Origin of the sequence: Sporolactobacillus terrae (genome assembly GCF_019930545.1) — a bacterium.
Taxonomy (GTDB): domain Bacteria; phylum Bacillota; class Bacilli; order Bacillales; family Sporolactobacillaceae; genus Sporolactobacillus; species Sporolactobacillus terrae.
In genome coordinates this window covers 342,025-363,451 of the sequence record NZ_CP082837.1, presented here as the reverse complement: position 1 = coordinate 363,451, position 21,427 = coordinate 342,025, and the positions used below count along the sequence as shown (strand labels likewise).

Genomic DNA, 21,427 nt, shown 5'->3' with positions numbered 1-21,427 from the left:
ACACTATCGTAGTCTTTTTTTTCGGAAAATTCAAGGTGCGCATGACCACATACCGTTAACCACGGATGTTCCTTTAGCGCGGCAACAAGGAAAAGGCGAGATAAAGTGCAATGCCCCAAATCATCACAGCTGACAGCTTATTTACGAGGGATCGGATGCGCGTGCCGTCACTGATCTTGCCCACCCCATGCCCGCACCAGGCAAGTCCGAAAAACCACAGCCAAGAGACCGACGCACAAGCAGCAGCAAAGGCCCATTTTTCACTGCCGCTGTAATTGAGTGCGTTCGTTCCAATCACGCCGATGGTATCCAAAAGCGCATGCGGATTGAGCAACGACACCGAGAGCGCAAAGGTTACTTGTTTTTTCGCCGCAAATAATTCTGCGTGATTCGGCTTTATATTTGCCTGCTCCTTCCAAATTGAGAACCCGATCCAGATTAAAAAAAGAACGCCACCCGCCATAATGAGCCGTTGCACGCGCGGATCGGAAAAGAGCAGCATCGAAGCTCCGGAGACCGCTAGAAAAATGAGTAATGTGTCCGAAAACGCTGCGGCAATAATTGCCGCCAGTGCGCCGGTAATCCGCGGCGCCCGTGCCCCTTGATTAAAGATAAAAATATTCTGAGCGCCAAGCGGCAAGATCAGCCCAATTGCGAGAATAAAGCCATGAATAACAGCTGAAAGCATTGACGAACCCCCTTGAAGTTTCATAAGTCCCCAGTCCTTATTTTGATTGAAAAAAAGAAAAAAGTCTCCAACCAAACTTTTTTCTTTAACCCAGCCAAATCATGATAAAATTATAGATAAATTAGGCAGTTGGCCTTTTCATTAACTATTGACTGCCAACCAAGTAGTGGAGGAAGAACAATGCCATTGAAGCGCCAGTCGGCTATCCCTTTGTACCGTCAAATTCAAGACTATATTGCAGAAAAAATAACAAGCGGCGAGTGGGCGAGCGGTGCCAAACTTCCATCGCAACGCGCACTTGCCTCTTTTTTTCATGTGAATCGCAGCACCATCATTACTGCACTTGAGTCTCTAGCTGCACAAGGACTGATTGAGGGGCAGGCGCGGCGGCGGTACGCGCGTGATTAATAGCACCTGGAGCCTCATGGCGCAGAAGAAAGCAACCGACTGGGGCACTTATGTTGAAGCCGGCCGATACAAACCGAATCTTCCGATGATCCAAAAAATCAATCAAGCCGAATTTAATCCAAGGGTGATTCGCATGGGAACCGGCGAGCTCAGTCCCGAACTGCTGCCCAGCGAAAAATTCACTGAATTAGTTAAAGCGCTATCGCCAAACCTACTTTCACTCGGCTATCAGGAACCCAAAGGAGCGCTTCATCTGCGTGAAGCGCTGTCCCGCCATCTGAAAACAGACGGCATCAATGCCTCTCCTTCTTCCATTCTTGTGGTATCCGGAGCCCTGCAAGCCCTGCAGCTTATTTCAAGCGGATTACTTGACCGCGGTTCATCGTTGCTGCTCGCAAAGCCCTCTTACCTTTACTCCGTTCACGTTTTTCAATCCTTAGGCATGCGTTTCATTGGTCTGCCAAGCGATCATGAAGGCCTGCAGCCGGAACGTTTGGCGGCGTGCAAACGAAAATATCATGGCGTCATTCTTTATACGATCCCTTCTTTTGATAATCCGACCGGCGCGCTCATGCCGGAGAAGCGAAGGCAACAGCTGCTTTCCGTCTGCCAGCAGGAACAGCTGCCGATTATCGAGGATGATGTGTACCGTGAACTCTGGCTGGACGCGCCTCCTCCCCCATCCTTGAAAAGTATGGATCGTTCTGGAAACGTCCTCTATGTTGGCAGCATGTCTAAAGTGCTGAGCGCAGGACTGAGAATCGGCTGGATCGTTGGTCCTGAAGCGGTGATTGAACGACTCGCCGACATTAAAATGCAAAGCGACTATGGATCGAGTTCCTTAGCGCAATTAGCGGCTGCGGAATGCCTGCGAACCGGACTCTATCAGGAACATGCGGCCTTTGTTCGCAAACAGCTGCGCATGCGACGCAATCATCTCGTTGATCTGCTTCATACCTACTTTGCCGATCTCGGCCAATGGCAAATTCCTTCAGGCGGGTTTTACATCTGGCTGGAGCTGCTCCCGGCGATTGATCCTAAGCTGCTCTTTGAAGCCGCTTTGCGTCACGATGTACTGATCAATCCAGGTGTTCTCTATGATCGCAACGCGCGCCGCTACTTGCGGCTATCCTATGCCTACGCATCATTGCAAGAAATGGAGCAGGCCATGCAGCGATTACGGAAAATCGTATTGGAACTGGCAAACTAAACGGTTACAGGCAATCAGTCAAAGTTGTACCTAACCTCGTTAAAGTCGTACCTAACCTCGTTAAAGTCGTAGCGAAAACGTGTAAAGCTTAGCTCGATTAAGGGTCTCGCGGCTTAGTGCATCAGCTGTCGTCGATGGCGGGCGCACGCAAAAAACCTCCGCTCAAGCTGAACGAAGGTTCTCTTAAATCATCTCTCACTTTTTTCGCATTAAGAAGTAAGGTTCAACCGGTGCATCGACGGTCATGGTGACGGTCATCATCGGATTCGGTGCCCGATCGATCGGCTCGCCGTCTTCGTTCCACAGATCGCGTACCGTCTGTTTAAAATGGACAAAACCTGGTCCGTAGAATTCCACTTCTTCACCGACACCGAAATGATTGCGCTGCTCTAAGGTAGCCAGATGCGTCTCCGGATTATAGTCGAGCACTTGCGCGGCAAACGTGTATTTCGGAATCTTGCGCGGCTTGCCGAACAGCTGCTCCTTCTCGCCAGGAACACCATAATAGAAGCCGGTCGACAGATCACGCTGAGCCACTTTCCAGATCTCCTCTTCCCATGCCGGATCGAAGCGGAAGTGTTCCGGATCCTCACAATATGCGTCAACCGCATTCCGATAGACATTGGCAACGGTCGATACGTAATGAATCGACTTCATTCGCCCCTCAATTTTAAGACTGTTCACGCCGGCGTCGATCATATCCGGCAGGTGACGCAGCATCGCCAGATCAACGGCGCTCATTGAGAACGGCTCGCCGTCCTGTATGTGGCTGCGCGCCTCGCCCTCATCCATGTCGAATAGGTCATATTTCCAGCGGCAGGATTGCGCGCAGCCGCCGCGATTGGCGTCGCGATTTACCATATGATTGGAAAGGGTGCAGCGTCCGGAATAAGCGATACACATCGCGCCATGAACAAACGCTTCAATCTCAATATCCGTATGGCGGCGCATTTCGCGTATTTCTTCAATACCTACTTCGCGGGCAAGAACGACCCGTTCCAAACCGAGGCTTTTCCAGAATTCAAGCGTTTTATAATTGGTTGCCGACGCCTGTGTGGACAGATGAATCGCCAAACCCGGTGCCGCTTGTGCACAGATCGTAATCATTGCCGGATCAGAAATGATCACCGCGTCGATGCCGATAGATTGCAACGTTTTGAAAAACGCATCAGCGCCTCCGGCATCGCCTTCGTGCGTCACCATATTCGCCGCAACAAATACTTTCGCGCCGCGCGCGTGAGCAAACGCAACCCCTTCCGCCATCTCTTCATAGGAAAAGTTTCCGGCACGTGAGCGCAATCCATAGGCTTGTCCGCCGATATAAACCGCATCTGCGCCATAACGAATCGCCATTTTTAATTTTTCCAGATTACCTGCCGGCGCAAGTACCTCTGGTTTATTTTTTATTACTGTCATGTTCGTTCTCCCTTGCTGTAGTTCTGAGCTCCTCTGCCTAGATCAATGGACATCTTCAGGATTCTTCAAATAAAAGCCGGTGCCGAGTGGACGGTGTGCCGGCTGCAGTTTAGCCAATCGGTTGGCAAAGCTTTCCGGAACAAACGCGCCCGCCTCGACTGCACGTCTTGCTTCATCAAACAGTGCAACAATGCGGACAAAGCGGTCACCGTGAAGCAGTACACCATCCAGCTTCCATGTCTTTAATCCATGTTCCTGCATCGCGCCGAGCTGACCAATCAGCGACAGATCTTCAGTCGAGAAAATATGTGTCCCGTCTTCATCCTCGAAAATCGGATACTGGCTGTCTGCATTTTTCGGATCACGCAAAAACAATTGTTGATCGGGCGCTTCCGCATGGGTATAGGTGAAATAATTGGTAAGCAGCGGCCGCCCTGATTGATGGATGCAGGTCGGGCCATAGACCTGAACTTCAACCGGCTGCTTGAGTTTCTTCTGCATCGCAAACAACTCCTTCAAGGTTAGCTCGCGAGCGGCAACCGCCCCGGAAGCGCCTTGATTGACCCAAAAAGCGATTTGTTCTGCCGAGGTCACAAGTGTTCCTGCATCGTAAACAAACGGCAGTTCCAGTTTCAATTCTTTTAGTGTAAACATCGCGCCCGGATCACCGATTGCAACCGCATCGGCACCGAAATCGGCTAACTTCTGCAAGTAGTCCGGCAGCTGCGCGATCTGCTGATTGTGCATCAAGGCGTTACACGAAACCGTGACCTTCTTGCCGCGCTGATGCGCTCGCTTGATCACGTCTTCGATTTGTTCGAGACTGAGCGGCTGCGGCAGGCGAAGACCAAAGGGATGCCCACCAATGTAAAGCCGATCCGCGCCCACGTCCAAAAGCGCTTCTGCCTGCTCCAATGACTCTGCAGTAGCAATAAGTTCAATCAAAAAAATAACCTCCGTTTTTCAAGCAATAGCTGTTCTCATTATAACATGACACTGTTGATGCCGAACCTTTGAGATAAGGCAATTTAATGTGTATTTTCCACCGCGTGTGCTATGCTTTTTGTAGAAAAGACGTTGACACGCGGCGGTACTGCTTTTGCGGTACCGCAAGGAAGGAGAACCAACGAATGATCGGTTTTATCGGAATTGGACTCATGGGCAGCCGCATGGCCGGCCGCCTGCTCGATGCAGGAAATGATCTTGTCATCTACAATCGTACCCAGTCAAAAATGCAGCCACTGATTGAGAAAGGCGCAAAGGGTACGTCATCCCCTAAGGAAGTCGGCAGCCAAGCAGACATCGTGTTCACGATGCTTGCCGATCCGAAAGCAGTTGATGCCGTTGCCTATGGCGAACAGGGACTGCTCGCCGGCATGAAGCCGGGCAGTCTTTGGATCGACAGCAGCACGATCAGTCCGACACAGTCGGTACAGTTAGCAAAGCGTGCGAACGAGAAAAAGATTCGCTTTCTAGACGCGCCGGTTGCCGGATCAACGGGACCGGCTGAAAAGGGCGAACTGCTCTTCTTTGTTGGTGGCGATGCCGCTGATCTTGAAGAAGTTCATCCGCTGCTCAATGTGATGGGCAAAGCCGTCCATCATAAAGGAGCGAATGGAGCCGGAACCGCGATGAAGCTTGTCAACAATCTGATGCTCGGCCAATCGGTTGCCGCGTTTGCAGAAGCAGTCGCATTCGGAGAGCGTCTCGGTCTGGACAAGGAAGGCGTCATTCAATCGCTCTTCGCCGGGCCAACCGCAGCACCGATCCTTCATTTCAAGGAAAACAAGATGCTGAAGGAAGACTTCGAGAATGCCGATTTTAAAGTCAACAGTATCTATAAGGATATGGAACTGGCTTCTGAAGAAGCATACGGACATGGCTTTGCGCTGCCACTATCTAATCTGGTCAAAGCGTTTTACGGACTCTGCCAGCAGCAGGGAAAAGGTGATTATGATTTTGCAACCATCTATGATTTGCTGAAAAAGCACTAATTGAAACGATTAAGGAGCAAGAGGCCGTAAACCCCTTGCTCCTTTTTATTTGATACGTCTTTTTTTCCATTTTTTCACAGTGGCGCGTCGTTGCTGCTTTGCCTGCAGCAATTGATCCGCTGCCCGCTTGATCTTTTCCGGCAAGGCAAGCATCGGATCAGGATCGATCATCACATTCACATTATGCGTTTTGGCAATCGCCGCTGCTTGCAGGGCAACACCGACCGCCGCATGCTGCAGCAGTAAAATCACGCTGCTGCGCATGATGCTCCGTTTCACAATCGGCAGTTCCTCTTCTCCAAGCGTTTCCCCGCTGCTGTGCAGAAAAAATACACGCGCCGTTCCTTGAGTGCAGCTGCTGACCACCGCCGCTTTTCTACGGTTGCGGTGCGCGCGGTTGGCAATCTGCACACCTGCAAACGGAAGCGCACCATCTGAATGTGAAGCGCCAACGACCAAGATTGTCGGCCTTTTTCGCTTTCGCCTCATGTTATACCGGATTGGAGACGATCAAATCCATGGTGCCGAGCAGCTGCAGCGTTTGAACCGCAGCAGGTACAACCAGATGATCGCCTTTTTTCAGATCATAGCGCGTGCCCTCGATTTGCAGCGTGCCTTTCCCATCAAGAACACTCATTAACAGAAACGGCCAATTCTTCTGGATTGGTTCGGTGCGGCCGCGTACATCCCAATGCGATACGGTAAAAAGATGCTCACGAAGCAATTCGGTGAACTTTGCCTCCGCTTCTTGACGAACATGGTAGGTCAGACTTGGGTCAACATGCGGACAGTTGGCAACATCAATCGATTGCTGGATGTGCAGTTCGCGCGGTTTTCCATCTGAACCCGGACGGTCATAATCATAAACGCGGTAGGTTGTATCCGAGCTCTGCTGCGTTTCAAGAATCAGACAGCCGCCGCAGATGGCATGAATCGTTCCGCTTGGCACATAAAAAAAGTCGCCCGGTTTCACTTTGACACGGCGCAGCAGGCTGTCCCACTTTTTCTCAGCAACGTCCTGCTTAAATTCTTCACGTGTTTGCGCCGTATGGCCGTACACAATTTCCGAATCTTCATCACAATCAATGATGTACCAGCACTCCGTTTTTCCGAACGGTACATGCTCGTGCGTTTGCGCATAGGCGTCATCCGGATGTACCTGTACCGACAGATCCGTCCGCGCGTCCAGTATTTTCGTCAGCAGCGGAAAGTCGTCGCCTGAGTAGTTGTCGAACAGCTCTCTATTTGATGCCCAGGCATCGGCCAAGGTTTTTCCGGAAAGCGTTCCGTTTTTAATCACGGCCGGTCCGTTCGGGTGCGCGGAAATGCCCCAACATTCGCCGGTCGTTTCACTTGGAATCGTGTAACCGAACACATCACGCAGACGCGATCCTCCCCAGATTTTTTCATGAAGCGCAGGTTCTAGAAAAAGCGGTGTTTTATCCATCTCTGAAATCGTCCCCCGTTCTATACAATCCGTTTTCTATTATACCATTCTTTTTGTGACAGGAAATCGATGGTTATTCGAAGCGATGTGTCACACTTTTCTCAGACCCGATGAGCAAAAAAAGTGCCTCACCGTCAAAAATGACGTTTGAGGCGACTTGTTATTTTGGTTCGTCTCGTAGCAAATGGTTGACTTTACTGCGCATCCGTCACCGCTGCATCGGATTTTACCAAGCTGTGGTTTGGCATGAATATGCGATAAACAACGCCTGTCACGAGGACGCCGATCGGCCATGAGAACGCAGCGACTGCTGAAAATGCAGGGAACAATGCCAGAGGAACTGTAATCACGACACCGATCAGAAACGCAGCAAATGCTTTCATATGATAGCCTTTTGTATACCAATAGGCATGATCGGCACCTTCTTGATACAAGTCCTGAACGTTGATTTTCCCGTGTTTAATTAAATAATAGTCAACGATAATAATCGCAAAAATCGGGCCGAGAAAAGCGCCTAGACCGCCAAGAAAATAGTTTACGGCAATTGGATTGGCATACACTTGCCATGGCATGACCACCACCGACAGAACCGAAGTAATCATCGCTCCACGCCGGAAGTTAATCCGTTTCGGCGCAACATTGGCAAAATCATAAGCCGGCGAAACGAGATTCGCCACAATGTTAACCCCCATTGTGGCAATGATGAAAACCAGCGCACCGACGATCAGGAAAAAGGGATTGTCGACACGCTGAATCAGCAGCACCGGATCGGTAATCGCCTTTCCGAAAACGGTAATAGTTCCGGCCGTGATCACCACGCTGGCCAGCGAAAAGGCCGTAAAGTTGACAGGAAGTCCCCAGAAATTGCCGCGTTTTGTTGTTTTTACTGATGGAGAAAAGCGAGTAAAGTCGCTGACATTGAGAATGATGGTTGAAAAGTATGCGATGACAAGCGAAATGGCACTGAAGAATTGGACAATTGCTTGGCCGGAAGAAACCTTTACCGGACTGGCACCGATATCGATTTTGCCGCCCGCCTTAAACGTCATCCATCCGATTAAGATCAGCATCATCGCATAGACAACCGGTCCACAAAAGTTATCAAACTTTCGGATAAATTCCATTCCATAGTTAAAAATGAAAAATTGCAAAGCCCAAAGGAACAGAAAACCGATCCAGCCAGGAGCAGACAGTCCGAGAAAAGTTGTCCCCATCATCGACTTCATATCTGGAAAGATCAAAAGCAGGATCGCAACAACGGCGACCGAAGACAGATACGTTTGAATGCCATACCAGAAAATCGCAATGATCCCGCGAATCAAAGCCGGCACATTCCCTCCAAACACACCAAAGGAAATACGCGAGAGCACGGGATAAGGAACCCCGAGCTTCGTTCCGGCAACACCGGTCATATTTGCCAAATACATCACCACAACTGCACCAATAATTTCCGCAACAAGCACTTCCCAGCCGGTTAAACCGAGAAAAAAGAGCCCCGCCGCGAACGTATAGGTCCCGATGCTGTGCACGTCGGACATCCACATCGAGAGCAGACTGTAAGTCGTCCAGCGCCGCTCGCGTGCCGGTGCTAAATCTTCGTTGTACAGACGGTGACTGGCGCTTGAAACCGTTCCTGTGAAAATAGCTTGACTGGCTTTCTCCATCCATAACCCTTCTTTCAGTTAAATGCACAAACACGCTCGGCACGATCCGCCGCTTTCCGCAACGGATTCAACAGCTTCATTGTTCGGATTCCTAACAACTAACGTTATTAATTTTCACAATATATAGATTAGTACAGAAAATTATGCTCGTCATTAGTCAAGACAACTAAATGTTTTTCTAAAATTAATTAATTTAAACAAACGCTGGATTTATAATGTTATATTTTATTACAATCATTAACGTTAGAAAAACCAAGTTACGCCCGGTCCTTACTTCCGCAGGATGCCGGCTTGGCGCCCACAATCTTTTGTCTGACGGTCACTCCAGCCGCTCGCATCAACAGGGCACGACCGCGGGCGCCCGAGCAATTATGTGACTCCTACGAAAAAAAGCGATGCCGCACATTGTGGGTATCGCTTCGTCGTTTTAGTTGTTATGCTTTTGCCGAGATCCAGCGACCGCGGGCGCTGCTGTTAATCTTTCCCTCAGAATAAACGACGGTACCGCGGTTGATCGTGGTCAGCACCTTTGCCGGGAAGATGCGACCCTCGTACAAACTGAACGCGTTCCGTTGCAGCAAGCGTTCACGGGTGACCCGCTCCGTTTGGTTCAAATCGACAATCGCCAGATCGGCATCTTTTCCAATGGCGATTGCTCCTTTACATGCCGACAAGCCAAAGCGCTCGGCGGGATGGCGCGCCGTCCATTCGGCGACCTTCGTCAGTGAGATTTCATGATCTAGAGCAATTTCAATCGCGCTCAGCAATGAGAATTGACCACCGCTGATGCCGCCCCAGGCTTCAAATAGATTTTCTTTGTCTTTATCCTTCCACTCACAGGGGGAGTGATCGGAAGAAATGAGATCGATTTGCCCCTGCAGGAGCCGATCCGTCAAGCCGATCCGTTCGGCTTCACTGCGCAGTGGCGGCGCACATTTTCCGACAACACCACGCTTTTTGAAATCATCGTGATTATAGAGCAAATAATGGGGACAGGTTTCCAGTGTAACGTTGAGCCCTGCCTTTTTCGCCGCTTGGATGCGCTGAACGGCTCTGACGGTGCTGATATGTACAAAGTGAAGCGCGCAGCCGGTTAATTCAGCAAAGAGGAGTGCACGCGAAACCGCTTCGACTTCGGCGAGCGGCGGGCGTGATTCGGCATAGTCATCAAAGCCGGTTCGTCCTTGATTCAATTTTTCCTGCTGCAGAAAAGTAACCATTGGTGCACTCTCGGAATGCAGTGCCAGAATACCGCCGAACTCGGCTATTTTTCGCATACCGGCAAGCAGAGACAAGTCATCCACGGATTTGAATTCAGCGTTGCCCGATGGTGAGAGAAATGCTTTGAAACCGATGGCCCCGCAATCGAACAAATCCTGCAGATCGTCGAGATGATCGGGAACAAGACCGCCCCAAAGCGCAAAATCGATGCACGATTTCGCTTCACCGAGCGCCACTTTATCCTCAAACGCTTGTTTCGTAACGGTCGACGGAATTCCATTCAAGGGCATGTCGAAAAAAGCAGTACAGCCGCCGGCAGCGAGCATTGCCGAGCCCGTCTCAAACCCTTCCCATTGCGTACGTCCGGGATCATCAAAATGAACATGAATATCGATCATGCCGGGAAAAACTGTTTTTCCTTCTGCATCGATTACCTGCTGCGCTTCACCGTCGATCGCTTCACCGAGCGCAACGATCCGCCCCTCTTTTATGGCAAGATCTAATTTCGTCACTTCATCACTGAGCACAACCGAACCGTTTTTTATCAGCAGATCATAGGCCATCACGTTTACCGCCCCTCCTCATTGCTTTTATCAAATGATTTGCTTGCATGCCTCTTCATTTCTGTCATTCAAGCAACCGTGCGTTTAATTTTCTACAGCTATCTGCTTCTGAGTATAGACATCCATAGCCGCTTGCAATGCTTTACCACGGTCAATCTTGGCACCGCAGCGAATCAGTGCTGCTTCGAGTCCGGCAAGCACATGCAGCACGCAGTCTTCACGGCAGGCATAGCCCATCGTGCCGATACGCCAGATCTTGCCTTGCAGCGCGCCGAACGAGCCGGCAATTTCAATGCCGAAGTGGTTGAGCAAAATGTCACGAACCGCATCGGCGTTCACACCGTCCGGCACGGAGACGCAGGTTACCGTAGGCATTTTGCACTTCGGATCGCCGAACAAGCGGAGCCCCATTGCTTCCACGCCTGCCATCAATGCCGCCTCGTTCACCTTGTGCCGTTTAAAACGATTTTCCAGCCCCTCTTCTAAAACGAGCCGCAACCCTTCATGCAGTGCATACTCCATTGATGTCGCCTCTGTATGGTGGTTAAGACGCCGCTCGCTCCAGTAATCCTGCAGCTGGCTCAGATCAAAATAGTTGCTACGAACCGGCGTGCTTGATCCGGCCAGCCGGTCGGCGTCCGTTGCAATCCCGCGTTCCACTTTTTTACGACGCTTAATTACTTGATCCACGCGATCATTGTACGTCAATGGGACAATGCCCGATGGAATCGACAAGCATTTTTGCGCGCCGCCGATCAGCGCATCAATGTTCCATTCATCGGCACGCACATCCGCGCCGCAATAGGTTGCAACTGCATCAACGACGAGCAAAACATCCAGCTCGCGGCAAGCCTTACCTACTTCCGCCAACGGCTGCATCCGTCCTGTGGAAGTTTCCCCGTGAACCAGTGCGACTACTTTCGGCCTTACCTTTTTAATTTCAGCAATGATCGCTTCCGGATCAAAAACCGTCCCCCATGGGCAGTTCAAGGTGTGGATCTCTGCGCCATAGCGCTCGCCGATTTCAACAAACAGATCACCAAAGCGTCCGTAGATCGGGACAAGCATTCGATCTCCAGGTTCAACGAGACTGGCAATCATTGCTTCCAATCCGGCGCGTGATGTTCCGTCAATCGGGTGTGCCCAATGATTTTTCGTCTGAAACGATGCGCGCAGCATCACCATCACTTCATTCATGATCTTCGTAAACGCAGGGTCGAATTGACCAAGAATCGGCAAGGACATCGCACGCAGAACACGCGGATCAACCGCGACCGGCCCTGGGGTCATGATCATCCTCGGCGGTGTCTGGAGCATAGGATAACGCGACACAACACTCACTTCTTTCACTTTTTTATCGTAAGATTTTTCTTGCAAAATCAGAACGTTTAAAATTTGGCTCCTCGTGCTGATGAGATCAGCATCGCTTCAATAAGCCAATGCGACGCCTGTGGCAGATCGGACAAACATGTTTTTTTAGATTAATAGGCTAAATGATGCAAAAGCTTTATTAACATCTGAACACCGGTTTCCAGGTCATCAAGCTTCGTAAATTCATTTGGCGAATGGCTGATGCCGTTGTGGCTTGGAACAAACAGTAGTGCCGTCGGACAGTAGCTGCCGAAAATCTGCGAATCATGCCCGGCACCGCTCACCATTTTCTTGCACGGTATCCCCGCTTTCTGCGCTAAGGAATAGCCTAGTTCCGCAAGTTTCGGATCAAGCGGCACCGGGAGCGCATCCATCCATTTTGTTATTTGAATCGAAATTCCCGCTTTTCGCGCCTGCTGCCGAAAATCGGCAACCGCTTGACCGCTGAAACGATTTATGACATCGGATTGATGATGACGAATATCAAGGGTAAAGCTGCAGCTTCCGGGGACGACGTTAGGTACATTGGGTGCCACTTTGATGCGTCCAACCGTTGCGACCAGTCCATTCTGCGCTTGCTCAGCCCGGCGGATCACATGCGCGATCATTCGTGCGGCCGCATAGACGGTATCGTGACGCCGATCCATTGGTGTCGTTCCTGCATGGTTACTCTCACCGGTCAACGTGATGGTGTAACGTTGTTGACCGACAATATGCGTTACCGCCGCCCATGTGTTCTGTTCAAGCTCAAGCGTGATCCCTTGTTCGACATGCGTCTCGATAAAACAAGCAATATCATTGCGCGTAGGCGCCGGATAATCGCCTTTGCCGAAGCCGGCTTGCTGCATCGCATCGATAAAGCGGACACCGGATGAGTCCTCCAACCCGGCCGCATCGGACTGCTGATAGGCTCCGGTAATGCTCCCGGAACCCCAGAAGGAAATTGGAAATCGGCTGCCTTCCTCCTCGCACAGCGCCACAACTTCCAATGTGCGTTTCGGCGCGCCGAATTGCTGTCTTAACCGATCGACCGCCAGCAAAGAAGCCAGTACACCGAATGCGCCGTCATATTTACCGCCGTCAACAACGGTATCAAGATGTGACCCGGTCAAGATTACAGGCGCTTTGTCCTCAGTACCCGGCAATCGTCCGAACAGGTTGCCTACATCGTCGAATCGCACAAGCAGACCTGAGTTATTCATTTTCTGCGCGAGCGCCTGCTGTGCCCGTTGCCAAGCCTCATCGTAAAGCAGCCGCGTGACCCCGTCATTTTCGGTTTTACCAAACGACGCGAGCCAGTTAATCGCTTGACGGAGATCGTCTTTTAATGTCTTTGAGGCTTGATCCATCATCACTCCTCGCCTTCTTTCTGCGTTAGATCTCCTAACATACCCCGATTAGGAATAGGATTATTTTAGCAAACAATAGCGATGAGACCATTATAAAATAGTCCAATTTTTCTAATATCGATTGGTTACATTGGCTAAAAAGTCGCCGTCGCTCTTCAAGATAGCACTTAGCGAAAGTTCCTTTTGCTGCGGCTTTGATTTATCACTTGTGCACGGGTACGCACCGATTGCTCGCTTAGCGCGGGCGCCAGAGCATCTGCGCATTGATGCACTGGCTTTTACATAACCAAAAATCATAAACGTTCCTTACCTGTAAGCTGAGTCCTTTCTTTCACAGGATGCGGTGACTTTCGCGACGATTGCCTTGCAGCGAAAATACGCCAATCATCCGTTCACATTTCTGTCACATCCTACAACAAAAATCAAACGTGTAGGCTAAAGCTACAAAAAAGGCATAAATTTGTTAGATTATTTAACACGGTAATTCCTATTTTTTCAGACTTGTTATAAACTTTTCAACAATCAAACAGAACAGGAGGCGGTTTGTGATGACGGCAACAAACGTCAAAAGGAAAACCCCTTATCCAACCGATTGTACCTTTGCCCCGCAAGACTGGAATGTTCTGATAAACTATTGGTATCCGGTGGCCGAGAGCGCTCAAGTCAGCGATCAGCCGCTTGCGGTCACACTGCTTGATGTTGCATTGGTGGTTTATCGCGCAAAAGGAAAAGCGGTGGTTGCCCGCGACTTGTGCATCCATCGCGGAACCCCGCTCAGCATGGGCTGGGTGGAAGATGACAACATTGTCTGTCCTTATCATGGGTTTAGTTACAGTGCTGACGGGCAGTGCGTGTCGATTCCCGCCCATCCGGAGGCAAAAATATCGCCGCGGCTCTGCCTGAGCGTTTATCCGGTTGTTGAACGCTATGGTTTGGTCTGGACCACCCTCGCCGGTGAAGCGGATCACGTGCCGCCATTTCCAATTTGGGGAAATGAAGATTATATTTCCTTTTTAGCACCAACAATCGACATTAATGGATCGGCAGGCCGGCAGATTGAAGGTTTTGTTGATGTTGCTCACTTTGCTTGGGTGCATACCGCAACGTTTGCCGATCGCAACAACGCATTCGTTCCGAGTTACAAAGTGTCGCGCACGGCGGAAGGCATCCACACCGATTACCTCAGCACAGTGAGCAATTATCCAAAAGGGATGGCCGATCCATCCCCTGAAGGATTCAAATGGCTGCGTGAATACGACATCTATCCTCCGCTCTGCGCCCGGCTGATCGTTCATTTTCCAGAGGGTAAGCAGCTTTGGATTCTGAACGCCGCAAGTCCGATCTCCGCCCGCAAAACACGTCTCTTCTGCCCAATTGCCCAAAACTTCGATAAAACGCTCTCGATTGAAGATGCCTGCGCGTTCAACTTAAAAATTTTTAATGAAGATCGGGAAATGGTCGAGAATCAGAAGCCGGAAGAGCTGCCGCTCGATTTGCAGGCAGAAGCGCATATCATGGCGGATAAAACATCGATCGCTTACCGGAAACGGTTGAAGGAGATGGGACTTGGCAAGATCTACACCAGTTAAGAAGCGATTGATCAGATGCCTTCCATGCCTGCTTTGATTCCAGCAAAACAAGGAGGTACAGCTTATGCACTATGTGATTGTCGACAAAGACACATGCATCGCTTGCGGGGCCTGCGGATGTGCTGCTCCGGATATTTTCGGATACGATGAGGACGGTACATCGCACGTCCTGCTTGATGATAATCAGGGAACAAAGGAAATTCCTGAAGCCCAGATCGATGACGTTATCGACGCCTGCGAAGGCTGCCCGACTGAATCCATTAAAATGAGCGGGACCCCCTTTAACGGCGATCCTGCAAAAGAAGAACATGAAGCAAGCTGAAACCTACGAACAATAAATAGACCATGAGGAGTGTGAAAAGAATGGAACAGACCCATTCAAAAGGAAAAATAGTTTCACTTGGGATCCAGCATATGCTGGCGATGTACGGCGGCGCCGTCATCGTACCACTGATTGTCGGCGGCGCGGTCGGACTTAACGGAGCCGAACTCGCCTTGCTTGTTTCCATCGACTTGGTTGCCTGCGGCATTGCCACATTGCTTCAGGCATGGAAAAATCGCTTTTTCGGTATCGGTTTGCCGATTGTGATGGGCTGTACCTTCACCGCTGTCTCGCCGATGATTATCATCGGAAAAGCATATGGAATGCCTGGAATATGCGGTGCCATTCTCATCGCCGGTTTAGTTGTGCTGGCGCTTTCCACCTTCTTCGGAAAAATCCGTTCGCTCTTTCCGCCGGTTGTTGTCGGATCCGTAGTCATGATCATCGGAATCACACTGATTCCGGTTGCGATTAACAACCTTGGCGGCGGGGTCGGCGTGAAGGACTTTGGAAGCCCTCAAAATCTGACACTCGGCTTCGGTGTACTCGCTCTGATCATCATCATGAATCGCTTTTTTAAAGGGTTTATGCAGACAATTTCGATCCTGCTCAGTATTGTTATCGGTACCATCGCTGCCGCATTTATGGGAAAAGTTGATTTTTCATCGGTCGGCCAATCCGGCTGGTTCAGTTTGATCGCTCCGTTCAGTTTCGGTGCGCCGACCTTTCATCTTGATGCGATTATCGCCATGTCAATCGTTGGGATTGTCAGCATGATTGAAACAACCGGCGTCTATCTGGCTTTAAGTGAGATTTGTGGGAAAAAAATAGATGAAAAAGCAATGCAGCACGGCTATCGCGCTGAAGGTCTGGCAATCCTGCTCGGTGGTTTTTTCAATGCTTTTCCTTATACCACTTTTTCACAGAACGTTGGTCTGGTTCAGATGACCCGGGTGAAATCACGCAGCGTCACCGTGGTCTGCGGTGTTGCTTTGGTTGCCCTAGGCCTGATTCCGAAAATTGGTGCGATTACCGTCCTCATTCCAAACGCGGTCATCGGCGGTGCAACGCTGGCCATGTTCGGCATGGTCATTGCTAGCGGTGTGCGTATGCTCGGAAAAGTTGATTTTTCACGTCAGGAAAACTTGCTGATCGTCGCTTGTGCCGTCGGCATTGGCATGGGGGTTACGGTGCAGCCGGCACTATTCGCTCATTTTCCAAGTCTGATTCAGATTCTCACAAATAATGGCATTGTTGCAGGAAGTCTTACCGCTCTTATTCTCAATCTTATTTTAAATGCCGGACGTCGTACTTCTGCAGAGCCAATCGACGCTGCTTCAAAGCAAATGATCGCCGAAACAAGCGCAGCAAAAGAAGTTTGATAGGCTCGCTTATCTGCTGCGCTGATCAGAAAAATCGGGCGAAACTCAGTTCTTACTTCCGCAGGATGTAGTGGCTTTCGCCTTGCATGCAGGACATACTTTCACAGGATGTGATGACTTTCGCGTTGCATACAGGACGTATGCGTACTTAGCGAAAGTTCATTTTTAACTAGCGAAAGTTCCTCTTCCATGCAGCGTTTCGCTTTTACTTTTGAGGATTTCGCTTTAACTTCGGCATTTCGCTTTTTACTTTTCGGGCATGCCATTTGGTGCTCGCATCAACCGAGCACAACCGCGGGCGATTCCGGAGCCTTCCGAGTATACGATTCCCTGCGGCCCCCCTCGGCCTGCGATCAACAAGTTGCTCAAGGTGAGGATTCATCTCATCACTAAAGAACTGAGTTTTCTCCACTGGCAACCTTTATCAAACCAAAAACCCTCCGACATGGTTACAGCCGGAGGGTTTTTATGGGCTCGATTTGCGCAGGAATTTCCCGTTCAACTGCCGCGATAGACTTGGTAGCCCCACGGCGAAACGAGCAGCGGCACATGATAGTTTCGTCCCGGATCATCCACACCGAAACGAACCGTAACGATGTCGAGAAACGCGGGCACGCTTGCGGCTAGCTTCGCGTTGCGAAAATAAGCGCCGATATGTACGTGCAGCTCATAAACACCTGCGCCGAACGCTGATGCGTCAATCAGCGGTGCATCGAGCCGTCCGTCGTGATTGGTCGCCGTGCTTTTCAGGAAGGTCAACGCGTCCCCGTTGACCTCATAGAGATCAATTTGAACATTTGACGCCGGCTTTCCCTGCGTCAAATCAAGAATATGTGTGGTCAATTCGCCCATTATGCCCCTCCTTATTCCTTCTTCACTGCTTCGTCACTTCCAGGACATCGTCCAGACGGAATCGTGCAATTTTTAAAATTTCTGCTAAAGCCCGATTAAACTCGTCTGCACGCGCATGCATCAATCGTTCTTTTAATGCAGCAACAATCGCTGGCTTTGATTTTCCGCGCACCGCCATGATGAAGGGAATATCAAAGCGTGCTTCATACTGCTGATTCAACGTTTTCAGCTGCTCAGCTTCACCCTTCGGAAGATCGTGCAAACCAGCGGTCTTTTGTTCCTCGCCGGATTGCTCGGTCATTTGCTTTGCCGTACCGAGGCGCGGGTGCGCCTGAATCAAGGCTTCTTGCCGCTCTGCACCCGCTGAGGCAACGATTGCCGCCATCGCCTGAAACAAGTCGTCTCTAGAAGCAAACGGCCGTTTTTTCGCTGCTTCACGCACGATCCACGGCGACTGTTCGAAAATACCTCCCAGCTGATGCACAAACACAGCTTCTGCAGCATCATTCAATTCATCTAGGTTCACCGACCTGCCTCCTTTTCGTTTTGTTAATTTTTGAAAGGGTTTCGCAGTCCAGTTGCGCTTGAACGTTCAATCAGCGGCTTCATCCGCAAAGCGAAACGAATCTGAAAGATGGTATCCGGATCCTTCAAATCAGCGCCAAGCAGATTTTCACATTTGTCGATCCGGTAAATGACCGTATTTCGATGAACAAACAACTTCTTTGCCGTCTCTGAAATCTGACAATTGGATTCGAGATAGACAAAGAGTGTATGCAGCAGCACCTGCTCCTCTTCCTTTTTCGGATGGGCAAGGGCTTGCAGCGTCTGCTCGTAGAGTGCGCTCAATTCCTCAGTTGGTATCCGGTGCAATAAATCGCGAATTCCGCGCGATTGATAGATTTGCAGAAACGCGCGCTTGCCCATCTGCGCGCCGGCGTGAAGGGCATCCGCCGCTTCGTGAAATGCATTTGGCAAATCTTCCAGACTGCTAAACGGATGGCTAAGCCCAAAGGACAGCGTATGTGAAAAAAAGCGTACGACACGCTCCTGAATTTTCTTCAGATAGGGCGTCAAAAAACGCAGACCATTATCTCCGGAGGCCACAACTTCAAAAATGACGGCACAACTATGATCGCGGACAAAAAGATGCGCAGCAAACGGCAATGCGGCGATCTCCCCTTCCAAGAAGGCATAGACCTCGTCGGTTTCCATCTGGAAATGCGTATAACTAATCGGATCGGCATCGGCATCCAGTTCGCCGACCACGCAAACCGAGCGCTGACGGTCTGCCAGACCGAATTCTGTTGCCCGGCTGATCAATTCATCGCTTGTCGAAAACGCTCCTAGGATCAGGTTGGTGAAGAAAGCATCGCGCACTTTGCGCTCGGTCTGCTTTAGCGCTTCATCCTTCATCAGCTCGAATGCCAACACGTTCATCGCCTGCTCCACGGTCAGTGTCAGCAACCGGTCGGAAAGCGGCACATGACCGCAGACAAGCAGAAAACAACGTTTTTTCTTATAGGTATAAATCACAAATAAGGAGTAAGTCTGGCGGGTATCCAGTTGTGAAAATGAAGCAAAGTTTGCTTTCTGCTGAAAAAGGGTTTGTTCAAAATCAGCCAGTCGATCGGAAAAAGTTCCATGAGCGAATGCCCGATTTGACGCCGCGATAATTTTTAAATAGGAATCCAACAGGATCGTGGGAAAACCGATCATATCGGACAAGCGTTTCAACAGCCGATCCGTGCTCTCACCGCTCATAATGTGTTCGGTAAACTGTTGGTGCGTATCAATCGCAAATTGAAGCTCCTTTGTACGCGTATTCAGGATCTGCGTCAACGTCTGATTGCCGATATCAACCAGTGAAAGACTATTAGGCAAATCGATCAGCGGAAACGAACACGCATTGGCTAGCTGAACAACCGCTTCCGGAATGTCATTCATAAAACGGCGTGTCTTGATCCCGAGCGCGGCACAGCCTCGCTCCGCCATCTGCGCAACAAGTGTGTAAAAAAAGTCGGGATTGTTACGCAAATGATAGCCTGTGGTGATCAGCCAATCGTTCGGCTTTAAATAGTCGATAATGTCCGGCGCATCCATCATATTGACATTCTGCAGTTCACGATCGACACCTTTTTCGCCGGCAATGAGTTTGAATTCACTGAATATCGGTATCTGAAAAAGTTCGGAGACCCTCATATTCAGCACCTCCTATTCTGTGAATCAGTTTCGGCTCTAGAAAAGCAGCCGTGAATCATGGTCGGAAAATTTCCATCGGATCAGCTTGAAAAACAAATCATTAAATTTTTAAAATATTTTTATAATGTAAGTATTATAGCGCAAGGATCATTTCTGTTCTAGTTATGTTATCTAAATTTTGCAAGAAAATTTAGATGCATCGTGATTGAAACGCTACTCAGGATCCGTTAGGATTAAATCGAATAATGAGATAAATCAAAACTTTTCGAATAGAGGTGCTGTTGAACATGAGCCTTCACGCATTAAACCAACGCGTGAAAACGGATCTTTCCTATCTTGGACTCGACCGTTGTTCGAATTGGGTCCATGAAACGCTCCACCCCGATGGTCATGTCTACGATGCCGTTATTGTCGGCGCGGGGCAGTGCGGGCTGGGGATCGCTTTTGGCTTGATTCGTAAACGCATGACGAACATTCTCGTGATCGATGAAAATCCACAAGGCTGCGAAGGGCCATGGATCACCTACGCACGCATGATGACGCTGAGAACACCGAAACAGCTGACCCCGATTGATTACGGCATCCCCTCGTTGACCTTCCGTTCTTGGTGGGAGGCTCAATTCGGTGAAGATTCCTGGAATGCGATGGACAAAATCGCTCGTCGTGACTGGATGGATTATCTGTGCTGGTACCGGCAAATCCTGAACCTTCCGGTGATCAATCAGGTCAAACTAACACGAATTGACCCGGCAAAAGCCGGCATTCATCGCCTGCATCTCACAGGCGCCGGTGCACCATCGGCGACACTGCTCGCGCGCAAAGTCATTCTAGCGACCGGCATCCAAGGCGGCGGGCAATGGTATGTGCCGGCAATAATTCGCGATAAGCTGCCGAAGCATCTCTATGCGCATACTTCGGAATCGATTGATTTCAATGCACTAAAAGGAAAGAAGATCGCCATACTTGGCGGCGGGTCTTCGGCTTTTGACAATGCGAATTACGCATTGACCGAAGGGGCGGCCGAAGCACATGTTTTCGTTCGACGTAAACAGCTCCCGCGCGTCAATCCGATTCGGCAAATGGAACCATCGGGATTGATTGAGCACTATCACACGCTGCCGGATGCTGAGAAATATGCAGTCATGGCCCATTTTTTCAACCTGAATCAGCCGCCGACCAACGACACGTTTAACCGTGCTGCCGCACGGCCGGGCTTCACGCTGCATCTTGGTTCGCCATGGCTTGACGTTCAGCCCTTAGGTGAGGGGGTGCGTGTTTTAACCGCAAAAGGCAGTTTTCTTTTCGACTTTTTAATTATCAGTACCGGATTACGCACCGATCCGGCACTGCGTCCCGAACTAAGCACGCTGGAACCGTACATTCTCCGCTGGGGAGACCGCTATAAAGCACCGGAAGCAATCGCCAGTCCCGTGCTCGATGCCCATCCATATCTGAGCCCCGGCTTTGCTTACTTGGGGCGGGATACAAAGGGCGAAGCACTGCTGCATGGGCTTTACGCGTTCAATTATTCCGGTATGATCAGCTGCGGCTTGTCTGCCTCCGCACTATCCGGAATGAAATACAGCCTCCCGCTCATCACCGCAGCAGTCGCCGATGAGCTGTTCGCCGACACGCGCGAAGCTTATCTCGAAGATTATTTCAACTATGACACGCCTGAATTTTTCGGTAAATGGCCGAAGAAAACAGAGGCATGACCGGTCGAAAAAAAGAGCTAGATGAACAAAAAAT

General features: G+C 50.2%; 17 protein-coding genes and 1 pseudogene. 6 read left to right on the top strand and 12 right to left on the bottom strand.

All coding sequences use genetic code 11. From position 1 onward, the window contains the following. Nucleotides 1-73: 73 nt before the first annotated feature. Nucleotides 74-688, bottom strand: coding sequence for a LysE/ArgO family amino acid transporter (locus tag K7399_RS01600; protein ID WP_028977789.1), 615 nt, complete (start codon nucleotides 686-688; stop codon nucleotides 74-76). A gap of 180 nt (nucleotides 689-868) precedes the next feature. On the opposite strand from K7399_RS01600, the pseudogene K7399_RS01595 reads away from it, so the two are divergent. Next, nucleotides 869-2,306 (top strand): annotated as a pseudogene (locus K7399_RS01595) (aminotransferase-like domain-containing protein). Between the two features lie 195 nt (nucleotides 2,307-2,501). Here K7399_RS01595 and K7399_RS01590 read toward each other — a convergent pair. Further along, nucleotides 2,502-3,722 carry a peptidase U32 family protein gene (locus K7399_RS01590; protein WP_028977790.1) on the bottom strand — a complete coding sequence of 407 codons (1,221 nt, stop codon included), beginning with the start codon at nucleotides 3,720-3,722 and terminating at the stop codon, nucleotides 2,502-2,504. A gap of 42 nt (nucleotides 3,723-3,764) precedes the next feature. Beyond that, nucleotides 3,765-4,664: a peptidase U32 family protein gene (locus K7399_RS01585; protein WP_028977791.1), complete on the bottom strand. Its 900-nt coding sequence runs from the start codon at nucleotides 4,662-4,664 to the stop codon at nucleotides 3,765-3,767. A 188-nt stretch (nucleotides 4,665-4,852) separates the two neighbouring features. Between K7399_RS01585 and K7399_RS01580 the strand changes: the two genes are divergently transcribed. After that, complete coding sequence (locus K7399_RS01580; RefSeq protein ID WP_028977792.1) at nucleotides 4,853-5,716, top strand: NAD(P)-dependent oxidoreductase; 864 nt, start codon at nucleotides 4,853-4,855, stop codon at nucleotides 5,714-5,716. A 45-nt stretch (nucleotides 5,717-5,761) separates the two neighbouring features. Here the strand turns inward: K7399_RS01580 and K7399_RS01575 are convergent, their stop codons facing one another. The 6 genes from K7399_RS01575 to allC all read right to left on the bottom strand — a co-directional run bounded on the left by K7399_RS01575 (nucleotide 5,762) and on the right by allC (nucleotide 13,334). Then, nucleotides 5,762-6,205 (bottom strand): hypothetical protein, encoded by a 444-nt coding sequence (locus K7399_RS01575; RefSeq protein WP_128166351.1) that lies wholly within the window; start codon nucleotides 6,203-6,205, stop codon nucleotides 5,762-5,764. Nucleotide 6,206: 1 nt separating this feature from the next. Continuing rightward, entirely contained in the window at nucleotides 6,207-7,163 is a 957-nt protein-coding gene (gene manA / locus K7399_RS01570) for a mannose-6-phosphate isomerase, class I (protein WP_028977794.1), read from the bottom strand. A gap of 194 nt (nucleotides 7,164-7,357) precedes the next feature. Continuing rightward, a complete protein-coding gene (locus tag K7399_RS01565; protein WP_028977795.1) occupies nucleotides 7,358-8,827 on the bottom strand; it encodes an NCS1 family nucleobase:cation symporter-1 in 1,470 nt (489 codons plus the stop codon). Between the two features lie 434 nt (nucleotides 8,828-9,261). After that, on the bottom strand, nucleotides 9,262-10,611 hold the full coding sequence (locus tag K7399_RS01560; RefSeq protein WP_028977796.1) for an allantoinase: 1,350 nt from the start codon (nucleotides 10,609-10,611) through the stop codon (nucleotides 9,262-9,264). Between the two features lie 84 nt (nucleotides 10,612-10,695). Continuing rightward, nucleotides 10,696-11,928, bottom strand: a complete 1,233-nt coding sequence (locus tag K7399_RS01555; protein WP_028977797.1) for a pyridoxal-phosphate-dependent aminotransferase family protein — start codon at nucleotides 11,926-11,928, stop codon at nucleotides 10,696-10,698. Between the two features lie 164 nt (nucleotides 11,929-12,092). Continuing rightward, nucleotides 12,093-13,334: an allantoate deiminase gene (allC, locus tag K7399_RS01550; RefSeq protein ID WP_028977798.1), complete on the bottom strand. Its 1,242-nt coding sequence runs from the start codon at nucleotides 13,332-13,334 to the stop codon at nucleotides 12,093-12,095. 545 nt (nucleotides 13,335-13,879) lie between these two features. Here allC and K7399_RS01545 point away from each other — a divergent pair. The 3 genes from K7399_RS01545 to K7399_RS01535 all read left to right on the top strand — a co-directional run bounded on the left by K7399_RS01545 (nucleotide 13,880) and on the right by K7399_RS01535 (nucleotide 16,624). Further along, nucleotides 13,880-14,920 (top strand): aromatic ring-hydroxylating oxygenase subunit alpha, encoded by a 1,041-nt coding sequence (locus K7399_RS01545; protein ID WP_028977799.1) that lies wholly within the window; start codon nucleotides 13,880-13,882, stop codon nucleotides 14,918-14,920. A 64-nt stretch (nucleotides 14,921-14,984) separates the two neighbouring features. Further along, nucleotides 14,985-15,242, top strand: coding sequence for a ferredoxin (locus tag K7399_RS01540; RefSeq protein WP_028977800.1), 258 nt, complete (start codon nucleotides 14,985-14,987; stop codon nucleotides 15,240-15,242). 41 nt (nucleotides 15,243-15,283) lie between these two features. Further along, nucleotides 15,284-16,624, top strand: coding sequence for a nucleobase:cation symporter-2 family protein (locus tag K7399_RS01535; RefSeq protein ID WP_028977801.1), 1,341 nt, complete (start codon nucleotides 15,284-15,286; stop codon nucleotides 16,622-16,624). Between the two features lie 498 nt (nucleotides 16,625-17,122). On the opposite strand, the gene uraH is transcribed toward K7399_RS01535, so the two are convergent. Genes uraH through K7399_RS01520 form a run of 3 tightly spaced genes read right to left on the bottom strand, consistent with a single transcriptional unit; the run spans nucleotide 17,123 to nucleotide 19,678 of the window. Then, nucleotides 17,123-17,476, bottom strand: coding sequence for a hydroxyisourate hydrolase (uraH, locus tag K7399_RS01530; RefSeq protein WP_028977802.1), 354 nt, complete (start codon nucleotides 17,474-17,476; stop codon nucleotides 17,123-17,125). 22 nt (nucleotides 17,477-17,498) lie between these two features. Further along, nucleotides 17,499-18,002 (bottom strand): 2-oxo-4-hydroxy-4-carboxy-5-ureidoimidazoline decarboxylase, encoded by a 504-nt coding sequence (gene uraD, locus K7399_RS01525; RefSeq protein ID WP_028977803.1) that lies wholly within the window; start codon nucleotides 18,000-18,002, stop codon nucleotides 17,499-17,501. Between the two features lie 23 nt (nucleotides 18,003-18,025). After that, nucleotides 18,026-19,678 (bottom strand): PucR family transcriptional regulator, encoded by a 1,653-nt coding sequence (locus K7399_RS01520; RefSeq protein WP_028977804.1) that lies wholly within the window; start codon nucleotides 19,676-19,678, stop codon nucleotides 18,026-18,028. 287 nt (nucleotides 19,679-19,965) lie between these two features. Here K7399_RS01520 and K7399_RS01515 point away from each other — a divergent pair, with 287 nt between their 5' ends. Next, nucleotides 19,966-21,393, top strand: coding sequence for an NAD(P)-binding domain-containing protein (locus K7399_RS01515; RefSeq protein ID WP_028977805.1), 1,428 nt, complete (start codon nucleotides 19,966-19,968; stop codon nucleotides 21,391-21,393). The last annotated feature ends 34 nt before the right edge of the window (nucleotides 21,394-21,427 follow it).